Below are 22,159 nucleotides of genomic sequence, written 5' to 3' on the forward strand. Positions count from 1 at the left end.
TTGAAAAAATGTATTGTAAACGTATATAATCTAGGTGAGGTTTAAAGAACTTTTTTATAAGGAGAGATTAGGTATGAAAAAAGTACATGTAGTTTCACATAGTCATTGGGATAGAGAATGGTACATACCATTTCAAAAACATAGAGTTAAATTAGTAGATTTTATGGATTCATTAGTAGATACTTTAGAGAATAATGAACATTTTAAATATTTTCACTTAGATGGACAAACTATAGCTTTAGATGATTACTTAGAGATAAAGCCATATATGTTTGATAGAGTTAAGAAATTAATAGAAGAAGGAAGACTTCATGTAGGACCTTGGTATGTTCTTCAAGATGAGTATTTAATAAGTGCAGAGGCAAATGTAAGAAATATGCTTTTAGGAATGAGATTTGCAAAGAGATTTGGAGAGCCTGTTAAAATAGGATACTTTCCAGATTCTTTTGGTAATATATCTCAAGCCCCTCAAATATTAAGAGGATTTGGAATTGACAATGCTGTCTTTGGAAGAGGAATAACTCCAATTGCCTTTGATAATAAAAAAGTTGAAGAAGTTGGAGAAAATGAATATCATTCAGAGGTCTTATGGAAATCTCCAGATGGATCAGAAGTATTAGGAATACTTATGGCTAACTGGTATAGTAATGGAAATGAAATTCCAGAGGATAAAAAAGAAGCAATTGAATTTTTAAATGATAGAGTAAATAAAGCAGATATGTATGCTACAACAAACCAAATATTATTAATGAATGGATGTGACCACCAACCAGTTCAAACAAATGTTGGGGATATCATAGATAATGTAAAAGAAGACGTTGATTTTGAGTTAGTTCATAGCAACTTAGTTGATTATATTAATGATGTTAAAAAAGAGGTTAGGGATTTAAAAGAAGTTAGGGGAGAATTAAATGGCCAATATACAGATGGTTGGTGGACTTTATGTAACACTGCTTCAGCAAGACTTTATTTAAAGCAAATGAACAATAAATCACAAGTACTTTTAGAAAGATATGTTGAGCCACTAGGAGTTATGGCTTCATTAGAAGGAAAAAAATACGAAAGTGATTTCATACTTCAATCATGGAAATATTTAATACAAAATCATCCTCATGATTCAATTTGTGGATGTAGTATTGATGAAGTTCATCAAGACATGGTAACTAGATTTAAAGCTAGTATGCAAATATCAGAAGAAATGATTAATAGAAGTACAGATTATATGCTAAATCTAATAAATGGAACAACTACTGATAGAGAAAGTTTAGTAGTATTTAATACATTAGGATGGGATAGAAGTGAGGTAGTAGAAGCTACTGTTGATTTAAATAAAGATTCAGGAATAGAAAACTTTAAAGTTTTAACAGAAAGTGGAGAAGAAGTTCCATCAGTAGTAGAAGCTTTAGGAGAAACTTTTAAATATACTTTACCAAATAATAGATTTAGACAGCCTGAGTATGCAAATAGATTTAAGGTTAAATTCTTAGCAAGTAATATTAAGGCTTTAGGATTTAAATCATTCAAAATAATTCCATGTGAAAAACTAGAAGAAAAAGAAGTTAAACAAGAATTAACCTTTGAAAATAAATTCTTCTCATTAAAGTTTAATGAGAATGGAACATTTGATTTACTTCATAAAGGAACAAAGAAAGAGTATAAAAACTTAAATGCCTTTGAAGATTGTGGAGATGTTGGAGATGAGTATATATTTATAGCTCCTAAGAAAGATTTAGTAGTAAATACTTTAGAAAATAAAGCAGAGATTAAAGTTTTAAAAGATAATGCCATAGAAAAGGTAATAGAAGTTAAAAATATATTAGAAGTTCCAGTAGAAGCTATTAAAAAAGAAAGTAGAAGAGCTCAAGAAATTACTGAAGTTAAGTTAGTTTCTACAATAATTTTAAGTGAAGTTTCTAAGAGAGTAGATATTAAAGTTGAAATAGATAACACAGCAAAAGATCATAGAATAAGAGCTTTATTCCCAACGGGAATAGAGACAAGCACTCATTTTGCAGAAGGACATTTTGATGTTATAGAAAGAGAAACAACTCCATGGAAAGGATGGCAAAATCCATCTAACTGTCAAAAGCAAACTAACTTTGTTGATGTAAATGATTCTAAGATTGGTCTTATGATTGCTAATAAAGGATTACCTGAATACGAAGTTTTAAGAGATGGAGAAAATACTATAGCTCTAACAATATTAAGATCTGTAGGAGAATTAGGTGATTGGGGAGTATTCCCTACACCAGAAGCTCAATGCTTAGGAAAGAATGTAGCAAAATACTCAGTTATAGCTCATGAAGGAGATTATACTGGAGAAAAAGCATATGAAGAGGCTTACAACTTAAATACTCCAATGCTTGCTCTTCAAGGAGATTCTAAGGGGGAAGATTCATTAATATCTATAGGAGGAGAAAATGTTTTGCTATCAGCATTTAAGAAAGCTGAAGATAGAGACTCTATAATATTAAGAATATTTAATATTTCAGATAAAGAAGAAAATTTTAAAATAAAAGTTAAGAGAGATGTTAAAGAAATAAACGAAGTAAATTTAAATGAAGAAATATTAAAGGCTATGGAAGTTAAAGAAAATAGTATAAATGGAGTACTTTCTAAGAAACAAATAAAAACATTTGAAATAGTACTTTAATACTTTTATTTGAGGGATGCTTGAGATTTAGGCATCCCTTTTATTAATTTATTGTGTATGTATAAGAAGAACATTTGTATTTATTTTCTCTAAGTGATATACTTTTTTTAAAGAGTAATAAAATTCAAAGTTAGATTTTTAAGTTTAGTTTTAAGGTATAATTAAAACTTTAAAAAGAATCTTATTATTGAAAAAAATTTATATAGATGATATTTTATATTAAGATAAAAATAATTTTAATATTAAAAATTTTTTATTTTATAAAATCAGAAGAGGTGAAGTCCTATGGAAGGAAATTTATTAGTTATAGATAAAAGAGTATTGCCTGAGGTTTTCGAGAAGGTTATTAATGCTAAAAGGCTTTTAAAAGAAGGAAAAGTAAAAGAGATAACAGAGGCTACAAAGCAAGCTGGTATAAGTAGAAGTGTTTACTATAAATATAAGGATTACATATTTGAATTTGTGGAAACTCTTCAAGGAAGAAAAGTTATATTTAATATGGTAGTTACTCATGAAAAGGGAGTGTTATCATCAGTACTAAACCTTTTATCAGAGTTTGGAGGAAATATACTTACAATAGATCAAGGATTACCTATACATGGATTAGCTCATGTAAGTTTCACAATAGATATATCATCAATGAAATGTGACATAAAGGAAATGTTAAATGAAGTTGAACTTGTACGTGGTGTTGAAAAAGTAGAATTTGTTGCTATGGAATAAAATAAGAAAGACTTAGTCTAGAAAGATTAGGTCTTTTTCTTTTAATAGAAGAGAGGTATATTTTAAAAATATATAATAAGCAATTAAATTTGATAACACATTAAAATTAGAGTATTATTCAAGTTAAAAAGAATAAGTTAGGTTTTAATCTGTAATTATGGAGGAAAATATGAGTAGAAATATAGAAAATAGAATAGGAAAAATTTTTAGACATTTTAAAGGAGACTTATATTTAGTAGAGGGAATTGTTACTCATTCTGAAACAAGAGAGAAACTTGTACTTTATAAAGCTTTATATGGTCAGTGTGGAGAATTTGTTAGACCTTATGAAATGTTTTTAGAAGAGGTTCCAAAAGGAAAAGAAAATCCAACAGGGCAAAAATATAGATTTGAGGAATTTGAAGTTAAGAGTTTAAATAGATAAATAAGAGTTTTATTATAATTTATATTAAAAAACGTAATAGCTCAGAAAAAGAATTAGGAACTTTTTCTGAGCTATCTTAATGAAAAAGAATTTATAGCATAAATAGCTATAATAATTAAATATATTTAGAGAACTTTAAGACACTAAAATAATAACACGTACATTTTAGAGTGTAGCCTTAAAGAAAAACTCTCTAAAGGTAGAGAAATTTTTATAGGAACAGCTGTCTAGATAAATACTCTACAATATTATTATTGACAATAATAATATTTATATACTAAGTTATATAATTTTTTTAGTTAGATAAATTATATATTAAAATTATTTATTTCTTTAACATGACCAAAGGCTTTTGGTTTAAAATAATAATCAATAACAGGAACTAATAGGTTCATTAATAATATAGAATAAGAAACTCCTTCTGGATATCCACCAAAAATTCTAATAAGAGTTGTTATTAAACCACATCCAAAGGCAAATAATATTTGCCCATTCTTAGTCATTGGACTTGTTACATAGTCTGTTGCCATAAAGAATGCACCTAAGAATAATCCACCTGTAAATATTTCATAAATTCCATTTCCACTAAAGAATCCATTTCTTCCTATTACTGTAGTTAATATAAGTACAGTTCCAATGTAAACAACAGGAATATGCCAAGTTATTATCTTTTTATATAATAGATAAATCCCACCTATTAATATAGCTAAAGCTGAAACTTCTCCAATACATCCAGGAATATTTCCTAAAAATGCATTACTTATAGAAGGGAGATTTCCTTCTCCACTTTTTAATATAGCTAGTGGAGTAGCTGTAGTAACAGCATCTAATTCAAAAATGCTTATAGCTTCAGGCCAAGAGGCTAAGATAAAGGCTCTAGAAGCTAATGCAGGATTCATAAAATTGCATCCTATACCACCAAAAATTTGTTTAACAAGTATTATAGCCACAATAGAACCTATAAAAGCAACCCAAAGAGGTGTGTTTACAGGAAGATTTAATGCAAGTAAGATTCCTGTTAAAGCGGCACTTAAATCACTAATTGTAATACTTTTTTTTGTTATCTTTTGAAAGATATATTCAGAAAGTACAGCTGATATAACGCAGGTTGCTATTAAAAATATTGCTCTTAAACCAAAAAAGAAAGTTCCCACTAATGAAGTTGGAATTAAAGCTATTATAACATCTCTCATTATTGATTTAGTTGAATGTTTTTCTTTTATATGAGGAGATGATGTTATTAATAAATCTTCATTGTTTAATAGGAGTGAATCCATGTTTTCTTGTTTTGTTTCCATAATATTTTTCACCTCTTTATTTTTTAGAATTATTTCTAATTGATATTTTAGCTTTTTTAAAATTTTGAACTAGTGGAATTTTAGCAGGACAGGAAAAGGCACAACATCCACATTCAATACAGTCCATACCATTAAACTCTTTAAATTCATTAAGCTTATTTTTATTAGATAGTTCATTAAGTTTTTGAGGGAGCAAATTCATAGGACAAACATCTATACATTTTCCACATCGTATACAATGACTTTCTAAAGATGTATCAGGGTTTCCTAAGCAAAGTATTCCAGAAGTTCCTTTAGTAACAGGAAGGTCTAAAGAATTTACTGTAAATCCCATCATAGGACCCCCTAAAATTATTTTTGATGGAGGGGTTTTAAAACCACCGCAATATTTAATGACTTCTTTTAATGGAGTACCTATTTTTACTAATAAGTTTTTAGGCGAATTTATAGAGTCTCCAGTAACAGTTAAAACCCTCTCTGTTAATGGAAGATTTAATACTAAACTCTTATAAAGCTGGTAGATTGTTGAAATATTATGAACTATACACCCAATATCTAAAGGCAGTTTTCCAGATGGAACTTCTAATTTTGTCATAGCATATATTAAATGTTTTTCAGAGCCTTGAGGATATTTAGTTTCAAGGGGAATAACTTTTATTTTAGAATTATTAAGGAGTATTTTATTAAATGAATTTATAGCATCCTGTTTATTATCTTCAATTCCTATGTAAACCTTAGCTTCTTTAAAAAATTCAAGCAATATATTTAAAGCAGTAATTATTTCATTAGTATATTCAACCATAACTCTATGGTCACAAGTTAAATAAGGTTCGCATTCAGCAGCATTTATAATTATATATTTAACTTTTTTCTCATCTTTAACATTAAGTTTTACATGGCAAGGAAAAGTAGCACCTCCAAGCCCAACAATACCAGATTCCTTAACAAATGAAGATAAATCTTTAAGAGAAGAAGTTTTATAGTCAAAAGGTGACTCTTTAATCTCGATAGATTCATATTTAAAATCATTTTTTACTATAATTGCCTTTATCTTTGAACCGTTAAAATATTTTATATCTTTTATTTCACTTACTATTCCAGAAACACTAGAGTGGATAGGGCAAGAAATAAAACTATTTGAATCACCAATTTTTTGGTTAACTAAAACTTTATCACCTATTTTTACTAAACTTTCACATGGTGCACCTATATGTTGGGAAAGAGGGAATATTAATTCATCTTTTGGAGCAACATATTCAATAGATTTATCTTTACTAAATTCTTTATTGTAAGGCAGATGGATCCCTTTTTTAAATGTAAAAAGACTCATTCAATGCACATCCTTTCATATAATCTTCATATTTTAATACTATGTTTATTAAATTTAATAAATTACATATTTTTAGAATATTGTTTTAAAATATAAATTTAATAATTATGTAAAAAGTATATTAAATGGAGTAGATAATGTTTACATTCAATATTTTTAGAAAAAAGATTTAATTTTGTAGTTTAATTAAATTTGAATATGTAAAAACATAAGAGTATAATAAAAATGTTAATAAAATGTAAAGTGAGGAGGGAAAAACTTTGAGTAATGAGAGTACGAAACAAGTACTGTCACATAGAAAGGATTTAAGATTTAAGCTAGTTCTGGAAGGAGCTGCTATAGGTCTTTTAAGTTCATTGGTGTTGGTTGTAAATAGATTAATAGTAAATTATATATTTCCTTTATTTAAGAAACTATATGCATGGGCATCATTAAGTGCTTTAAATTTAATAGTAGTCTTAGGTATTTTAGCATTATTAGGTGCTATAGTAGGATTTATGGTTAGAAGAGAACCTATGATCTCAGGAAGTGGTATCCCACAAGTTGAGGGTGAATTAATAGGTAAACTTAGAATGAATTGGATAAAGGTATTAGTTTATAAGTTTTTAGGTGGAGTAATAGCTTTAGGAGCTGGTCTATCATTAGGAAGAGAGGGCCCATCAGTACAAATGGGAGCTGCCGTTGGTGAAGGATTTAGCAACAGCTTAAAAAGAATAAACATAGAAAAGAAATATCTTATAACTTCAGGGGCATCAGCCGGTTTAGCAGCAGCATTTAATGCACCATTATCAGGAGTTATATTCGCTTTAGAAGAAGTACATAAGAGCTTTTCACCTTTAGTATTAGTATCTGCAATGGCTGCATCCCTAGTTTCTGACTTTGTTTCAAAGCAGTTTTTAGGTATGAATCCTAGTTTAGGAATGGGAAGTATCCCTGTTCTACCATTAAAATATTATTGGATTTTGGTTATATTAGGAGTAGTATTAGGAGTTGGAGGAGCTATATTCTCTAAAGGAATTTTAAAAGTACAAAGTTTATATGTAAGTTTTAAGAAAGTGCCAGTTGAATTTAAAGTTATGGTACCATTTTTATTAACAGGTATATTAGGAATATTTGCACCTATAATATTAGGTGGTGGCCATGAGCTTATAATGGATTTAACAACTCAAAACTTTACTCTTAAAATTCTTTTAGCCATATTATTGGTGAAATTCTTACTAACAATAACAAGTTTTGGAGCAGGAACACCAGGAGGTATATTCTTCCCATTACTACTTTTAGGTGCAGTAATAGGAAATATAGTTGGATTAATAAGTGTTAATGCATTTGGAATTCCAAGTCATTACATAATTGATTTTATAATTCTAGCTATGGCTGGTAACTTTGCTTCCATAGTAAAGGCACCAATAACAGGTATTATACTTATTACTGAAATGACTGGATCATTTGAGCATATGCTAGCATTATCAGTAGTTGTTATAATATCATATGTAACATCGGATTTATTAAAGAGTGAGCCAATCTACGAATCATTATTAGATAGATGGATAGAAAAGGCAGGATCTGAACCTGATGAAACTTCTAATAATAAAACATTATTAGAAATTGTTGTAGAATTAGGAAGTGATGTAGCAGGTAATTGTATAAAAAATATTCAATGGCCAGAAGCTGCACTTTTAGTTGCTATAAAAAGAGGAAATAATGAAATTATGCCTAAAGGAAACACTGAAATACACAGTGGAGATTATTTAGTTGTAATGGTTGATGAAAGTAGAGCAAGTTCTGTGCTTGAAGAAATTCAGTTCTTAACATCTGCTAAAGAAGAAATTTAAAGTTGTGATTTATTCACAGCTTTATTTTTATGCATAAGTATTTAAAAAAATATAATTTGGATAATTAAGTTAAGCTTATATTATGAGGATATTATGAATTATATTAAATTGTTAGAAATGAAAAAGAAGGTTAATTTTAACCTTCTTTTTATCTTTTAGTAGTTTTTTTCTTTTTCTTTATTGAATAACCGAAGGAACCTAGTGGTTTTGCATTAAGACCAAAGTATTCTCCATGGCTATATGCCATTAAATCTGCTTTGTTAAAGTGGATTTTGCCTTTTTCATCAATAAGACTTTCATCTACTTTTACATTTAAAACTTCAAATAGGAACATATCATGAGTTCCAAGTGGAGTTATTGATTTAACTTTGCATTCTAAAGCTACTTTTGCTTTCTCAAAAGAAGGGGTGTCTATGGCAACGCCTTTATTTAATTCATATCCAAAGTGTTTAATCTTATCTACTTTTCTACCAGATTTTACTCCACAGAAATCTACAAATTTAACCATATCTTTTGAGGGAAGATTTATAACACATTCTCCACTTTCTTTTATATATTCATGAGAAAGTCTTTCAGGTCTTATTCCCATAGCTATCATAGGAGGTTTTGTACATACTGTACTTACCCAACCAACAGTAAATGCATTAACTTTATCTTCTTTATTTTTTGAAGTAACAAGAACTACTGGTGTAGGGTTAAGCATTACACTTCCTTTAAAATTAACTTTTTTCATATGTATCTCCTTTAAAATAAAGTATTAAATTTATACTAAAAATATTATCATATATAAAATTTTTATTGAAATCTTTTTTATGTTTATGACTTTAAAATTATAACATGAAAAAAATATATGTAAAATAATAAATAATTTTTAGTATAATTTTACATACTAATATTATTTGAATTTAGAAAGGAATTTAGTATATGAAAAAGAGGATATTATCAGTTTTTACACTTTTAATAATTGCTAGTGGAATAGTTTTAGGGTGTGGAACAAATGTCTATGGTAAAGAAAAGAAAGAAATAATAATTTGTATTGATCCAGGACATCAAGAACATGGTGATGGAAGACTAGAATCTATGGCACCTTGGTCAAATTTAAAGAAACCTAGAGTATCTTCTGGAACAGCAGGGGTATGGACGAAAAATAAAGAGTATCAAATAAACCTAGAAGTTGGTATGATGTTAAAAAGTTTTTTGGAAAAAGAAGGATATAAAGTTGTTATGACTAGAGAAAATAATAAGGTTTCTTTAAGTAATAGAGAGAGGGCAGAGATTTCTAATAATGCTAAAGCTGATTTAACATTAAAACTTCATTGTGATGGATCAAAGGATGGAGGAAAAAGAGGGGCATCTATTCTTATACCATCCTCAGAAACTAAGGAGCTAAATAGTATTTATATGAGTAGTAAAGAATATGGTGATATTTTAAAAAATAGTTTTAAAGAAGATGGTATAAAGATAAATGGAGTGTTTGAAAGAAAGGATATGACAGGATTTAACTGGTCACAAAGACCAGTTGTTATTTTAGAGATGGGATTTATGAGTAATTTTGAAGATGATAAGATGTTAGGAGATAAAATATATCAAGAGAAAATAGTAAATTCAATAATAAAATCAATCAATAAATATGTAGAAAATAAATAAGAAAAAAGGAATATATTAAATTTTTATTTGTTTAAGACATTATAAAATAAAAATAAATATATTCCTTAATTTATGAAATAAAATAATAAAAAGATTTATTTTAAATATATTGAAAGCATAAATATGAAATTTTTTGTTAATAGTGAACATCTATAAGATGAAAGGTTATATTATCGTTACTCCAGCCTAAATCAAAGGGAACAAGAAGTCTATCTGTGTTATGACAGGTAACAAGAGGATACCCTTTGCTATCTAATCCAGTAACTGTTGAAATATGAGTAATACGGCCGTTTTTTTCATAAGCTACAAAGTCACCTGGTCTTAGATTATATGAAGCTTTATATATTTCAGAATATTTTCCTTTTGATATATATGAAGCACGTCCACTATAAACCATATAATTTTTAAAAGATTGTGCATTTACCCATGCTTTAGAACCTTCACCATTTGAGTAGTTCCAAGTTGAATTTTTCTTAAAACCCCCTCCTTCAAAGAGAATTTGAGAAGCGAAGTTTGCACAATCTCCACCAGCTGAATTAAAATCAGTATAATTTTTATTATATTTAAAACAAAGTTCATCATTAGATGGTACACCACAGTAAGTATGTGCATAATCTAAAGCTTTTTGAGTTCTCTCATCAATACTATAATCAGGTTTTGAACTGTTTAATATATAGGATTTTATTTCGTCAGATTTTATATTATTTAAATCTAAAGAATCGGAAAATGGGTCTGTATACCATTCCTTTTCAATAATATATCTATCACGATCCTCTTTTATGTTCAAATAATGGTATGTTCCAAGGTTAAATTTATTATTATTGAATTGGTCATTTAAATAATAATATGTAAATTCAGTAGACACACTACATATTATTCCATAGAGTCCGGGTTCTCTTTCTTTAATTTTTTTTATTAGTATTTTGGAGTTTATATCATTAAATACAACACCTTGCTTTTGAGACCAGTTATTTAAATATTTAATCTTTTTACTTTCACTTTCATAAGCAAAAAGGCTAATTTTCTTATTTAAGTTATAGAAGTTTTTTAATTCTTCTAAATCATTATTAAGTATTGATATGTTTCTATTTTTAAACAATTTATTTAATATTTCTTCAAATTTTATCTTTAACTCACTATTTTTACAGGTTTCAGGTGTTTCTAAAAGAGATATAATTTCTTTAGAAATTTCAGGATTATTTTCCTTTCTTAAAAATACCCCTAAAGAAATTATAAATATGGTAAGAACAGATAAAGTAGTAATTAAAATATATTTTCGTTTTTTTTGCATTCCTTTCCCCCTACAAGAAATAATTCAATTATATATATGATACATAATAAGAAAAAATAATAGCTTATAAAAATATTAATATAGATAATAGAAAACCTTTAAATTTAAAAGAATTATTGTTAAAATTAATTGTGTAAATGAAAAAGTAAAGGAGAATTACAAAGGATGAAGTTAAGAAAAGGTAAGGTACCATTTATAAGAAGTATATTTGGAAGCTTCATATTTCCATTGATAATAGGATATTTTTATACATATACAAGGCCTTTGTGGTTTATAACTAATCAATGGATTGGAATTGTAACAGGGGTAATACTTATTTTAAGAGGAGTATTTGAACTTAAGATTGCTAAATCTGAAAGAAATGCTAAATATAGTTTTTTAGGTGGAGGTGCAATAATACTTTATGTTATTGCAAGGGCAATTGGGGTGTTGTAGGAAATGTTTTTATAATATTGGTTTTAATTTCTAGTATTTAATTTTCTTAAAAGCACATAATATTAATGAATCTTTTAAGAGGAGGCGTTTAAAAATGCTAAAGAAAAATGCTAGAGAAAGAGTTGAATCAACACTATGTAATTTAAAACAAGAAAAATGTTCTTTAGAAGATGCATTAAAAACTGTTGAAAAATCAGAGAATAAGCATGCTATCGAAAATACTTTAGAAGCTGTTGAAAAAGCATGTCAATGTGCTCAAACAACATTAAATAATTATAAAGAACATTAAAAATAAAAAAGAAACAGTGTAATTTTTACACTGTTTCTTTTTTATTTAAGGATATATGTTGAAAATTTTATTTGTTTTTAGAGAAAAGCATATTTTAGAGGATTTTACTATTTTATGAATATAAAATATAAATTAAATTTAAATAAATTAAAACTTCTTTGGATATAAATAAATATATGGTAGCAACTAACTTTTTAATAAAGTATAATTATGGTACAATAATTTAAAACGATGAGAAAAGAATATTTTTCCATAGGAGTGTGACATATGATTTTTAAAGAAAATAGTAGTTATAATGGATTTAAGCTTTTAAAAATAGAAAATTTAGATGAAATAGGAGGAATAGCCTTAACATTTGAACATGAAAAAACAAAGGCTAAACTTATAAAAATAGAGAGTGAAGATGATAATAAATGCTTTGCTATAGGATTTAGAACTCCTCCTGAAAATAGCACAGGAGTTCCACATATATTAGAACATTCGGTTTTATGTGGTTCAAGAAAGTTTAACACTAAAGAACCCTTTGTAGAACTTTTAAAAGGTTCTTTAAACACTTTCTTAAATGCCATGACATATCCTGATAAAACAATATATCCTGTAGCTTCAAGAAATGATAAGGATTTTAGGAATCTTATGGATGTATATTTAGATGCAGTTCTTTATCCTAATATATATAAGCATAAGGAAATATTTATGCAAGAGGGATGGCATTATTATATAGAAAATAAGGAGGATGAATTAAAGTATAATGGTGTTGTTTATAATGAGATGAAAGGGGCATATTCTTCACCAGATTCCCTTCTTTATAGAAAAATTGCAGGCACAGTATATCCAGATACTTGTTATGCTTTATCTTCAGGTGGAGATCCAGATGAAATTCCAAACTTAAGTTATGAGGAATTCTTAGATTTTCATTCAAAGTATTATCATCCATCAAATTCATATATATTTTTATATGGTAATGGGGATACAGAAAAAGAGTTAGGTTTTATAAATGATGAATATTTAAAAGACTTTGAATATAAGAAAATAAATTCAGAAATAAAATCACAGAAACCTTTTGATAAAATTAGAGAAGAAAGTTTTACTTATGGAATAGCTGAAAATGAAGATTTAAATAATAAAAGTTATTATAGTTTTAATTTTGCTATTGGAGATGCAACAGAAGGAGAATTAGGATTGGCTTTTGATGTATTAGCTTATCTTTTAACTAGAAGCAATGCAGCACCTTTAAAGAAAGCCTTAATAGATTCTAAAATAGGTAATGCTGTTTCAGGAGATTTTGATAATTCATCTAGACAATCAACTTTTTCTGTTTTAGTTAAAAATGCAGAACTTAACAAGGAAGAAGAATTTAAAAATATAGTAATGGAAACTCTTAAAAAATTAGTTAGTGAAGGTATAGACAAAGAACTAATAGAGGCTTCTATTAATAGAGTTGAATTTGAATTAAGAGAAGGAGATTTTGGTTCATATCCAAAAGGACTTATTTATTATTTAAAAATAATGGATAGTTGGCTTTATGAAGGAAATCCATTTATTCATTTAGAGTTTGAGAAAAATCTTAAAAAGATAAAAACTGCATTAACTACAGATTATTTTGAGAAATTAATAGATAAATATATGATTAATAATAAGCATGCTTCTTTAGTTTCTCTTCATCCTGAGAGAGGGGTAAATGAAAAGAAAGCTAGAAATTTAAAAGAAAACTTAGAAAAACTAAAAAATAGTTTTGATGAAAAAACATTAGAAGAAATAATTGAAAATTGTAAGAAGCTTAAAAAAAGACAAAGTACTCCTGATAAGAAAGAGGATTTAGAAAGTATTCCTATGTTATCTTTAGATGATATAGATAAAAAAGCTAAAAAAATACCGATGGAAGAAAAGAATATAAATGGCATTAAAGCACTTCATCATGATTTTCAGACAAATAAAATTGATTATGTTAACTTCTTCTTTAAAACAGAGGCTGTTCCACAAGATTTAATACCTTATATAGGGCTTTTATGTGATATATTAGGTAAGTGTGGTACTTATGATTATGATTATTCAAAGCTTTCTAATATGACAAATATAAATACTGGAGGAGTAAGTTTCGGAGCAATAACCTTTGCAAACTTAAATGAAAAAGATGTGTTCCTTCCATATTTAGAAGTATCATACAAAGCTTTAAGTAGTAAAACTCATAAAGCTTTAGAGTTAGTCCATGAAATAATAAATAAAACTGATTTAAATGATACTAATAGAATAATGCAAATCATAAGAGAAAAGAAATCAAGATTAGAAGGTGCTATATTTGATGGTGGTCATAGAGTTTCTATGAAAAAAGTTTTATCATATTGTACAAGTAGAGGTGCATATGAAGAGAAGATAAATGGATTAGATTATTATGATTTCTTAGTTTCAATAGATGATGATTCTAAAAAAGCTATAATTTCTGAAAGGTTAAATAAAGTAAGAGAATTAATATTTACAAAGGAAAATATGCTTATAAGTTTTTCAGGAAAAGAAGAGCAGTTTCAAAATTTCAAAGAAAAAGCATCAATATTACTAGATAATATAAGCGATGAAACTTTCCATAAGGTAGAATATAATTTTGATTTAGGAAATAAAAATGAAGGGCTTCTAACTCAAGGGAATGTTCAATATGTTGCTAAAGGTGGAAACTATAAATCAGAAGGATATAAATATTCAGGTGCATTATCATTACTTGAAAGTATTTTAGGATTTGATTATCTTTGGAATACAGTGAGAGTAAAAGGTGGAGCTTATGGGGTGTTCTCTAACTTTAGAAGAGATGGAGGAGCATACTTTGTTTCTTATAGAGATCCTAATATTTTAGATACATTAAATGCATATGATAACATACCATCATATTTAGAAGAGTTTAAGGCTGATGAAAGAGAAATGACTAAATATATAATTGGAACAATAAGAAAGTATGATCAACCTATAAGCAATGGAATAAAAGGGGATATAGCTGTTTCTTATTATTTAAGTAATTTTAGTTATGAAGAGCTTCAAAAAGAAAGAGAAGAAATACTTTCAGCAGATATTAATACTATTAAATCTTTTGCTCCTATGATAAGAGATTTAATGAAAGAAGATTATATCTGTGTAATAGGAAATGAAGAAAAGATAAAAGAAAATAAAAATTTATTTAATAGTATAAAAAAAGTAATTAAATAATTAAGTAGATATTTAAAAATCCTAGTTAGGTAGAAGTTATAAAATCTATAAACTAGGATTTTTTTATTTGAAAATAATAATTAAATTTTAAGTTTATCATTAAACAGAATTTATATTTTATGTATTTATAAGTTAGCGGGGAAAATAGTATATTTTAATTTATTAAAAATAAAAAAAGATTTATGTTATAATAGTACTATTGCTAAATGGAAAGGGAGAAGGACAGAAGATGGATTTTATTGCAATAGATTTTGAAACAGCTAATGAGAAGAGGAATAGTGCCTGTTCTATTGGATTGACTATTGTTAAGGATAATAAGATTTGTGAAGAAAAATATTTTTTAATAAAACCTTGTGAAATGAGATTTCAACCTATGAATATATGGATACATGGCATAAGACCAGAAGATGTTGAGAAAGAAAAAACATTTGATGAGATTTGGAATGAAATAAAGGATGATTTTGAAGGAAGTTTAGTGGTTGCTCACAATGCAGCTTTTGATATTAGTGTTTTAAGAAAAACTTTGGATTTTTATAATATTCCTTATCCAAACTTTAAATATGCATGCACAGTTACTATGGCTAAGAATTTTTATAAGAATTTACCTAATCATAAGCTTGGAACTGTAAGTGAAGCTTTAGGATTTGAATTTTCTCATCACCATGCAGGAGAGGATGCAAAGGCTTGTGCTAATATACTTATGAATATATGTGATGAATTAAATATAAGGACTTTAGATGAGTTATCAAGCAAATTAGCTTTAAGAATAGGAGAGGTTTACGAAAAAGGATATAAATCAGCTGGAAGAATGGGAGAATGTAGATATATAAGCTCTTTAAATTATAAGAAAAAAGTAAATAATGAGGCAAGTTCTTTAAAATGTAAGAATGTTGTTTTCACTGGGCCTTTAAGTTCTATGTCTAGAGCTGAAGCTATTGGAAATGTTATAAGATGTGGAGGAGACGTTGCAAATTCTGTAAGTAAAAAAACAGATATTCTTATTACAGGGATAAGAGATGTAGAAAAACTTAAAGAATCAGAAAAAAGTTTAAAGTTAAAGAAGGCAGAAAAATTAAAAAAAGATTTCAATAAGATTAGAATAATTGATGAAGATGAATTTTTATTGATGATAGGAAAGTAGAAGAAGTGCTCTAATATGAGTACTTCTTTTTGTTTTAGGGTTAAGATTATTTAGTAAGGTGAATGAGAAAGATAAAGCATCTTCTATATTGTGGATTATAAAAAGTTAATAAAAAATTTAAATAGATCATGGCTAAAAATAATTTTATAGCCGTTATATAAGACATCTGTTTCTATACTAGTAAAATTAATTCATAAAAATAAATCTTATTTAGAACCTTATATATTTACAATAAGTATTATTATGCTAAAATAAGTTAGTAAAATTAATTATTTTATGTAATAATAAACTTAAATAGTAATTATGAAATATTTATATTTTAGAGGTGGTAAAATGAATAAATTATTTGAAGTAAATGGAATAGAGTTTTTTGAAGAGGAATTTCAAGATGATATAAATGAGTTTCAAGATATAGTTAGCATATTAAAAGACTTCCAAGGGGAGTTGAAAATAGAGAAAATACAGTGTACTGATAAAAATGATTGCTGTTTTAGCACAAAAGAAAATTACATATGTGAGCTTGTTGGAGCTTTAACAGAAGATGATGACTTCTATACATTGAAAGAATTAAGAAGCAATTATGATAAGTTTAAAGATGAAATGTTATATCCTTTTGGAATTCAAGTTTATAAATGTATAGGATGTAACAAGTGGATGATAAATTTATTAGAGGAGTAAACTTTAACATATGGAAAAGTTTAAAGAGAGTTTAAGAGGAGTTAAAGAGAAGGTTTTAGATTATACTGACAGAGGAAAACTTATAATAAAGGAAAAAAATCCAAAGGTTATTATAGTTGGAGTAATTGTAATTATAGGGGTTATAATATTCTTATATGGTAATGTAACTAGCAAGAAAAGTGATGTGGTAGAACAGCTAGCAAACTCATTAAATAAAGGGAATGAGAGAGCACTTATTAATCTTTTAAATGATGGAAATGATGGAAATCATATAACTCAGGGAGAGTTAGTGCCATACATAAGATTCTTTCAAGAAGATAAAAATAGGGTTAATAAATTGGTTTATGCCTTAGATAAAGGTGAAGAATTATATTCAACTAAATTAAAATCAAGAAATACTTTTTGGGGGAAAAAATGGTTTGTTAGTTTAAAAGAAAAAGACATGCAAATAAGTTCTAATTTTCAAGATTCTAATGTTTATTTAGATGAGAATTTTATTGGTACAACTAACAGTTCTGGAATTCTTAATATAGTAAACAAGTTTCCAGGTTTATATAATGTTAAAGTTGAGAAAAAATCATATAATTCTAATCTGAAAGAAGAGAAAAAAATTGTTTTTATGGATAAAGAAAAGTTTGATATTCCTTTAAATGGGGTTTTGGTAACTGTTAGAAGTAGTTTTCAGGATGGAATTGTCTATATAAATGGAGAAAATTCTAAGATAAAGGTGAAAGATTTTAAGGATGTAGGTCCTTTTCCAACTGATGGAACAACGTATTTAACAATAAAATGTGATACTCCATGGGGAGAACTTAACAGTGAAAAAGTTTATATTAAAGATCATCCAGAATTAAAAATAGATTTAGATTTAAAAAATACTCCTGTAAAAGATGAGATAGATAAGGCAGTAGGAGAATTTTATAATAGTGTATTTTATTCATTAAATTCTGAAGATAAGAATGGTATAAAAAATTCAACAAGTGATGTTAAGGAGAATGTTTATTCAATACTAAGCCAAAAGTATTTCTTATTTAAAAATAATTATGATATAAGTGATTTACAAATAAAAATGGAGAATAGTTCAATAGAGCTTAATCATGGGGTATATGAAGCTAATATAGTTGTTAATGTATCATATAAAATAAAGAAAAAACTTTTAGGAATTGATATTAAGAGTGAATCAAAGGAAAAGAACTTTTTTACTAAGATGAAATATGAAAATGGAAGTTGGATAGTTTATAATATTCAAGATTTTTCATTACCAGGATTAGATGAAGCAGGAACATCAATTAATAAAAAAGAGTAAATACAAAAACCAGATTGAGTATTTCAATCTGGTTTTTTATTATAAAGTTATAGCTGTATCTAAAGCAACTTCCATCATCTTAGTAAAGGTAGTCTGTCTTTCTTCAGAAGTAGTTTCTTCAGCTGTGATTAAGTGATCACTTATAGTAAGTATAGTTAAGGCATTAACTCCATATTTAGAAGCTAATGTATATAAGGCAGAGGTTTCCATTTCCACTGCAATAGTTCCAAATTTAGCCCATTGTTTCCAAGCATCTGGATTATCATTGTAGAAGCTATCAGCTGTGAATACACTTCCTACTTTAGGATCATATCCTTTTTCTATAGCAGTATCATAGGCAGCTTTTAAAAGCTTAAATGATGCTGTTGGAGAAAAGTCTAGACCATTAAATCTAACTTTGTTTATAGCTGAATCAGTATGTGATGACATTGCTAAAACTAAATCTCTAACATGTACATTCTCTTGCATACTTCCAGCAGTACCTACTCTAATAAGATTTTTAACTCCATAGTCTTTTATAAGTTCATTAACATAAATAGAGATTGAAGGGACTCCCATACCAGTACCTTGAACTGATATTCTTTTTCCTTTGTATGTTCCTGTGAATCCCAGCATACCTCTAACATTATTATAGCAAACAGGATTTTCTAAAAAGGTTTCAGCTATAAATTTAGCTCTAAGAGGATCTCCTGGTAATAAAATAGTTTCTGCAATTTGACCTTCTTTTGCACCTATATGAACGCTCATAATAATACCTCCTAAAATGTAAATGTTTTTATAAGTAAATTTTAACATAAATAAATGAAAAAATCTAAAATAATAGAAAAAATTAAAATAATTTTATGGTTAATAAAATTAGAGTATGTTATATTATTAATAATTTAATATGAAATTAATTAATATGATTATATTTTTTAAAATTATAATTTATGAGGTGAGATTATTTTGATAAATATAGATAAAAATAATATAAAGAATACTCCAGAATATGAAAGTTTTGGGGGGAATGAATTTCCATTAAAATACTTAACTGAGGAAGAGTTAATGGAACTTGGTTTAAAGAAAAGTTGTTGTAGTAGAGGAGGATGTTCTAAAAAAGAGAATGGAGGTTGCCCTAAAAACTCTAAGGATGGATGTGGAAGTTGTTCTCAAAAATTAGGTGGATGTTGTAAAAAGAGATAATAAAAAACATACTCAATTGAGTATGTTTTTTTATATTACATTATTATTTTCTTTTTTTAGCAACTTCTATATTAACAGTTCTTCTGTTAAGTTTTTTACCATTTGATTTTTTCATTATGTTGTTAACACTTTCTGTAGCAACATTAGCAAATGAGAAGTTTTCTTTTAAATCTATATCTCCAACTTGCTTAGGGTTTATTCTTGCAGTTTCTTTTAAGAAGTTTACAAGTGATTTTGGAGTAACCCCATCTCTTCTTCCTATTGATAAGAATAATCTAGTTTCCTCCATCATTTCTGGTGATTCTAAAGCATTTGAAGTATAATCAAATGATGATTCTTTATCAAATACTATCTTAAGAAGAGCAGCAGCAACATCAACTAAGCTATAATCTTCATCTAATTGAGTAGCTATTGGAATGAATTTTTGGAAATCTTCTGAAGCTTCTTCAATTGTTGATTTAACATTGTTTATTATGTTATTGTGCTTATTTTGGAATATTTCATCAACTGTAGGAACAGCTTTTCTAACTATTTTACTCTTAGTATGTTTTTGTATTTGTTTAAGCATTATGTATTCTTTTGGAGTAACTAATGAGTAAGCAACACCTTCTCTGTTAGCTCTTCCTGTTCTTCCGATTCTATGTACATAGCTTTCATTATCTTGAGGTAAATCGTAGTTTATAACATGAGTTACACTTTCAACGTCGATTCCTCTAGCAGCAACATCTGTAGCAACTAAGAAGTCTAAGCTTCCTTCTTTGAATTTTCTTAAAGTTTGAAGTCTATGGTTTTGACTCATATCTCCGTGCATACCTTCAACCATATATCCTCTAGCTTGCATTTTTTCTACTACTTCATCAACACCTTTTTTAGTCTTACAGAAGATTATAGCAGCGTTTGGTTCATCAAAGTCTAAAACTCTGCAAAGTGTTTCGAATCTATCTCTGTGTTTTATTTCAAAGTAGTATTGTTCTATTTTTGAAACTGTTAAAGAACTTTTCTTGATAGCTATATGCTTAGTATCTTCTTTCATGTAGTTCTTAGATAATTTCTTAATTTGTTGAGGCATAGTAGCTGAGAATAAAAGAGTTTGTCTGTCAGTATTTAATGATTTTACAATTTCTTCTAAATCATCGATGAATCCCATGTTTAACATTTCATCAGCTTCATCTAATACTAAGAATTTAATATCTTTAAGTGGTAAACTCTTTCTTCTTATATGGTCTAAAACTCTACCAGGAGTTCCAACAACTATATCAACGCCGTTTCTTAATGCTCTCATCTGTCTATCTATTGGTTGACCACCGTATATAGGTAATACAGAAAGTTTTTCATGTTTTCCAAGTCTTACAAGTTCTTCGTTAACTTGAATAGCAAGCTCTCTAGTTGGTGCTAAAATAAGTGCTTTAGGTGATTTCTTCTTTCCTGAAAAATCAGCATTGTTTATTATTGCACATCCAAAAGCAGCTGTTTTACCAGTACCAGTTTGAGCTTGACCGATAATATCGTGTCCTTCTAGGGCTACAGGAATACTTTCAGCTTGTATTTGAGATGGTTCTTCAAATCCCATATCTTTTATAGCTTTAAGTAAGCTTTCCTTAAGACCTAAGTCATCAAATTTTATATTGTTCATTCTTTATCCTCTTTCTTTTCGTATATTTTAGTTTTTTTTAATTTATTTTATTTTTAAAAAATTCTCACAATCAAACAAAGCTAATCATATCACAGTATTATTAGATTAGCAAATGGTATTATTTAAAATGAAATTTAAAAGTTTATTTAATGGTTTACTATAATGTATAATAATAGGAAATGAAATGAAGGGAGTTGAAAAATATTGGAAGTAGGAATTTCATCAGCTTGTTTTTATCCTGATTTTGAACTTGAAAAATCAATTGGAACAATGAAAAAATTAGGATTTAATTTTGGAGAATTATTTTTAAACACATATTATGAATATAGCGAGGAATTTTTAAAAAAGTTAATAGAAGAAAAAGAAAAATATAATTTTGATATAAAATCTCTACATTTCTTTTCATCAATGTATGAACCGTATTTGTTTGATGATTACAAAAGAAGAAGAGATGATTCTTTTAAAATATTTAAAGAAATTTGTAAAGCGACAAATAAACTAGGATCTAAATCATATACTTTTCATGGAATGAGAAAAAGAGAGTTAGGTGTTATTAATAGGAAAGAAATTTTAGATATATATAATGAATTAGCGTATATAGCTAGAGAAAATAATATATATTTATCTCAAGAAAATGTATCTTGGTGCATGTCTTCAGATTTAGAGTTTTTAAAACTTTTAAAAAACAACATAAAATATGATATAAAATATACATTTGATATTAAACAGGCATACAAGGCTAATGAAAATCCTCTTAAATATATAGATATTATGGGGGATAAACTTATAAACTTTCACATAAATGATAGAAACGAAGAAAAAGTTTGTATGTTGCCTGGAAAAGGGAATGTTAATTATAAAGAGATAATAGATAAACTGAAAAAAGTTAATTATAATGGTCCTTTAATACTTGAAGTTTATAGAGAAAATTTTAAAAAATATGAAGAATTAAAAGAAGTCAAATATTTTATAGAAAAAAATCTACTATTATGATAAAATGTATAAATGTAAGCATAAAATTTAAGAAATATTTGATAAAAAAAGAAATTATATGTTATAATTGCCTAGTTAATTCATATATATTATGAATTTAAAGGCTATTTACAGG

General features: G+C 27.2%; 19 protein-coding genes. 13 read left to right on the plus strand and 6 right to left on the minus strand.

The window, feature by feature from the left end; translation table 11 throughout:
- Window positions 1-73 precede the first annotated feature (73 nt).
- From Q1K13_RS08720 to Q1K13_RS08730, 3 genes are all read left to right on the plus strand, one after another.
- Window positions 74-2,653, plus strand: a complete 2,580-nt coding sequence (locus Q1K13_RS08720; protein WP_300349623.1) for an alpha-mannosidase — start codon at window positions 74-76, stop codon at window positions 2,651-2,653.
- A gap of 285 nt (window positions 2,654-2,938) precedes the next feature.
- The gene (locus Q1K13_RS08725) at window positions 2,939-3,376 is read left to right on the plus strand and encodes an ACT domain-containing protein (protein WP_300349626.1); all 438 of its coding nucleotides are present in this window, start codon (window positions 2,939-2,941) and stop codon (window positions 3,374-3,376) included.
- A gap of 169 nt (window positions 3,377-3,545) precedes the next feature.
- Window positions 3,546-3,800, plus strand: a complete 255-nt coding sequence (locus Q1K13_RS08730; protein WP_300349629.1) for a DUF1653 domain-containing protein — start codon at window positions 3,546-3,548, stop codon at window positions 3,798-3,800.
- A gap of 308 nt (window positions 3,801-4,108) precedes the next feature.
- Here Q1K13_RS08730 and Q1K13_RS08735 read toward each other — a convergent pair whose 3' ends face one another.
- Window positions 4,109-5,101 carry an RnfABCDGE type electron transport complex subunit D gene (locus tag Q1K13_RS08735; protein ID WP_300349775.1) on the minus strand — a complete coding sequence of 331 codons (993 nt, stop codon included), beginning with the start codon at window positions 5,099-5,101 and terminating at the stop codon, window positions 4,109-4,111.
- Between the two features lie 13 nt (window positions 5,102-5,114).
- A complete protein-coding gene (rsxC, locus tag Q1K13_RS08740) occupies window positions 5,115-6,428 on the minus strand; it encodes an electron transport complex subunit RsxC (RefSeq protein ID WP_300349632.1) in 1,314 nt (437 codons plus the stop codon).
- Between the two features lie 260 nt (window positions 6,429-6,688).
- Here rsxC and Q1K13_RS08745 point away from each other — a divergent pair, with 260 nt between their 5' ends.
- On the plus strand, window positions 6,689-8,260 hold the full coding sequence (locus Q1K13_RS08745) for a ClC family H(+)/Cl(-) exchange transporter (protein WP_300349635.1): 1,572 nt from the start codon (window positions 6,689-6,691) through the stop codon (window positions 8,258-8,260).
- A 148-nt stretch (window positions 8,261-8,408) separates the two neighbouring features.
- Here the strand turns inward: Q1K13_RS08745 and Q1K13_RS08750 are convergent, their stop codons facing one another.
- Window positions 8,409-8,993, minus strand: a complete 585-nt coding sequence (locus Q1K13_RS08750) for a flavin reductase family protein (RefSeq protein ID WP_300349638.1) — start codon at window positions 8,991-8,993, stop codon at window positions 8,409-8,411.
- A 191-nt stretch (window positions 8,994-9,184) separates the two neighbouring features.
- On the opposite strand from Q1K13_RS08750, the gene Q1K13_RS08755 reads away from it, so the two are divergent.
- Complete coding sequence (locus Q1K13_RS08755) at window positions 9,185-9,907, plus strand: N-acetylmuramoyl-L-alanine amidase (RefSeq protein WP_300349641.1); 723 nt, start codon at window positions 9,185-9,187, stop codon at window positions 9,905-9,907.
- Between the two features lie 136 nt (window positions 9,908-10,043).
- Here the strand turns inward: Q1K13_RS08755 and Q1K13_RS08760 are convergent, their stop codons facing one another.
- Window positions 10,044-11,198 carry an amidase domain-containing protein gene (locus Q1K13_RS08760; RefSeq protein ID WP_300349644.1) on the minus strand — a complete coding sequence of 385 codons (1,155 nt, stop codon included), beginning with the start codon at window positions 11,196-11,198 and terminating at the stop codon, window positions 10,044-10,046.
- Between the two features lie 165 nt (window positions 11,199-11,363).
- Between Q1K13_RS08760 and Q1K13_RS08765 the strand changes: the two genes are divergently transcribed.
- From Q1K13_RS08765 to Q1K13_RS08790, 6 genes are all read left to right on the plus strand, one after another.
- Window positions 11,364-11,633 carry a hypothetical protein gene (locus tag Q1K13_RS08765; RefSeq protein WP_300349647.1) on the plus strand — a complete coding sequence of 90 codons (270 nt, stop codon included), beginning with the start codon at window positions 11,364-11,366 and terminating at the stop codon, window positions 11,631-11,633.
- A 94-nt stretch (window positions 11,634-11,727) separates the two neighbouring features.
- Complete coding sequence (locus tag Q1K13_RS08770) at window positions 11,728-11,922, plus strand: hypothetical protein (protein ID WP_300349650.1); 195 nt, start codon at window positions 11,728-11,730, stop codon at window positions 11,920-11,922.
- A gap of 267 nt (window positions 11,923-12,189) precedes the next feature.
- Window positions 12,190-15,111 (plus strand): insulinase family protein, encoded by a 2,922-nt coding sequence (locus Q1K13_RS08775; RefSeq protein WP_300349652.1) that lies wholly within the window; start codon window positions 12,190-12,192, stop codon window positions 15,109-15,111.
- A 229-nt stretch (window positions 15,112-15,340) separates the two neighbouring features.
- Window positions 15,341-16,252 carry an exonuclease domain-containing protein gene (locus Q1K13_RS08780; protein ID WP_300349654.1) on the plus strand — a complete coding sequence of 304 codons (912 nt, stop codon included), beginning with the start codon at window positions 15,341-15,343 and terminating at the stop codon, window positions 16,250-16,252.
- Between the two features lie 333 nt (window positions 16,253-16,585).
- Entirely contained in the window at window positions 16,586-16,930 is a 345-nt protein-coding gene (locus Q1K13_RS08785; protein ID WP_300349657.1) for a hypothetical protein, read from the plus strand.
- A 10-nt stretch (window positions 16,931-16,940) separates the two neighbouring features.
- Window positions 16,941-18,236, plus strand: coding sequence for a TcaA 3rd/4th domain-containing protein (locus Q1K13_RS08790; RefSeq protein ID WP_300349659.1), 1,296 nt, complete (start codon window positions 16,941-16,943; stop codon window positions 18,234-18,236).
- A 39-nt stretch (window positions 18,237-18,275) separates the two neighbouring features.
- Here the strand turns inward: Q1K13_RS08790 and deoD are convergent, their stop codons facing one another.
- Entirely contained in the window at window positions 18,276-18,983 is a 708-nt protein-coding gene (deoD, locus tag Q1K13_RS08795) for a purine-nucleoside phosphorylase (RefSeq protein ID WP_300349662.1), read from the minus strand.
- A 198-nt stretch (window positions 18,984-19,181) separates the two neighbouring features.
- Here deoD and Q1K13_RS08800 point away from each other — a divergent pair, with 198 nt between their 5' ends.
- The gene (locus Q1K13_RS08800) at window positions 19,182-19,418 is read left to right on the plus strand and encodes a hypothetical protein (protein ID WP_300349665.1); all 237 of its coding nucleotides are present in this window, start codon (window positions 19,182-19,184) and stop codon (window positions 19,416-19,418) included.
- 43 nt (window positions 19,419-19,461) lie between these two features.
- Here Q1K13_RS08800 and Q1K13_RS08805 read toward each other — a convergent pair whose 3' ends face one another.
- Window positions 19,462-21,051 (minus strand): DEAD/DEAH box helicase, encoded by a 1,590-nt coding sequence (locus tag Q1K13_RS08805; RefSeq protein ID WP_300349668.1) that lies wholly within the window; start codon window positions 21,049-21,051, stop codon window positions 19,462-19,464.
- 204 nt (window positions 21,052-21,255) lie between these two features.
- Here Q1K13_RS08805 and Q1K13_RS08810 point away from each other — a divergent pair, with 204 nt between their 5' ends.
- Window positions 21,256-22,044 (plus strand): sugar phosphate isomerase/epimerase family protein, encoded by a 789-nt coding sequence (locus Q1K13_RS08810; protein ID WP_300349671.1) that lies wholly within the window; start codon window positions 21,256-21,258, stop codon window positions 22,042-22,044.
- Window positions 22,045-22,159 lie beyond the last annotated feature (115 nt).

Source organism: Clostridium sp. (assembly GCF_029267215.1).
Classification (GTDB): domain Bacteria; phylum Bacillota; class Clostridia; order Clostridiales; family Clostridiaceae; genus Sarcina.

Coding starts and splice junctions, on each gene's coding strand:
- Q1K13_RS08720 (WP_300349623.1), top strand. CDS start 74: ATGAAAAAAGTACATGTAGTTTCACATAGTCATTGGGATAGAGAATGG.
- Q1K13_RS08725 (WP_300349626.1), top strand. CDS start 2,939: ATGGAAGGAAATTTATTAGTTATAGATAAAAGAGTATTGCCTGAGGTT.
- Q1K13_RS08730 (WP_300349629.1), top strand. CDS start 3,546: ATGAGTAGAAATATAGAAAATAGAATAGGAAAAATTTTTAGACATTTT.
- rsxC (WP_300349632.1), bottom strand. CDS start 6,428: ATGAGTCTTTTTACATTTAAAAAAGGGATCCATCTGCCTTACAATAAA.
- Q1K13_RS08750 (WP_300349638.1), bottom strand. CDS start 8,993: ATGAAAAAAGTTAATTTTAAAGGAAGTGTAATGCTTAACCCTACACCA.
- Q1K13_RS08755 (WP_300349641.1), top strand. CDS start 9,185: ATGAAAAAGAGGATATTATCAGTTTTTACACTTTTAATAATTGCTAGT.
- Q1K13_RS08760 (WP_300349644.1), bottom strand. CDS start 11,198: ATGCAAAAAAAACGAAAATATATTTTAATTACTACTTTATCTGTTCTT.
- Q1K13_RS08765 (WP_300349647.1), top strand. CDS start 11,364: ATGAAGTTAAGAAAAGGTAAGGTACCATTTATAAGAAGTATATTTGGA.
- Q1K13_RS08770 (WP_300349650.1), top strand. CDS start 11,728: ATGCTAAAGAAAAATGCTAGAGAAAGAGTTGAATCAACACTATGTAAT.
- Q1K13_RS08775 (WP_300349652.1), top strand. CDS start 12,190: ATGATTTTTAAAGAAAATAGTAGTTATAATGGATTTAAGCTTTTAAAA.
- Q1K13_RS08780 (WP_300349654.1), top strand. CDS start 15,341: ATGGATTTTATTGCAATAGATTTTGAAACAGCTAATGAGAAGAGGAAT.
- Q1K13_RS08785 (WP_300349657.1), top strand. CDS start 16,586: ATGAATAAATTATTTGAAGTAAATGGAATAGAGTTTTTTGAAGAGGAA.
- Q1K13_RS08790 (WP_300349659.1), top strand. CDS start 16,941: ATGGAAAAGTTTAAAGAGAGTTTAAGAGGAGTTAAAGAGAAGGTTTTA.
- deoD (WP_300349662.1), bottom strand. CDS start 18,983: ATGAGCGTTCATATAGGTGCAAAAGAAGGTCAAATTGCAGAAACTATT.
- Q1K13_RS08805 (WP_300349668.1), bottom strand. CDS start 21,051: ATGAACAATATAAAATTTGATGACTTAGGTCTTAAGGAAAGCTTACTT.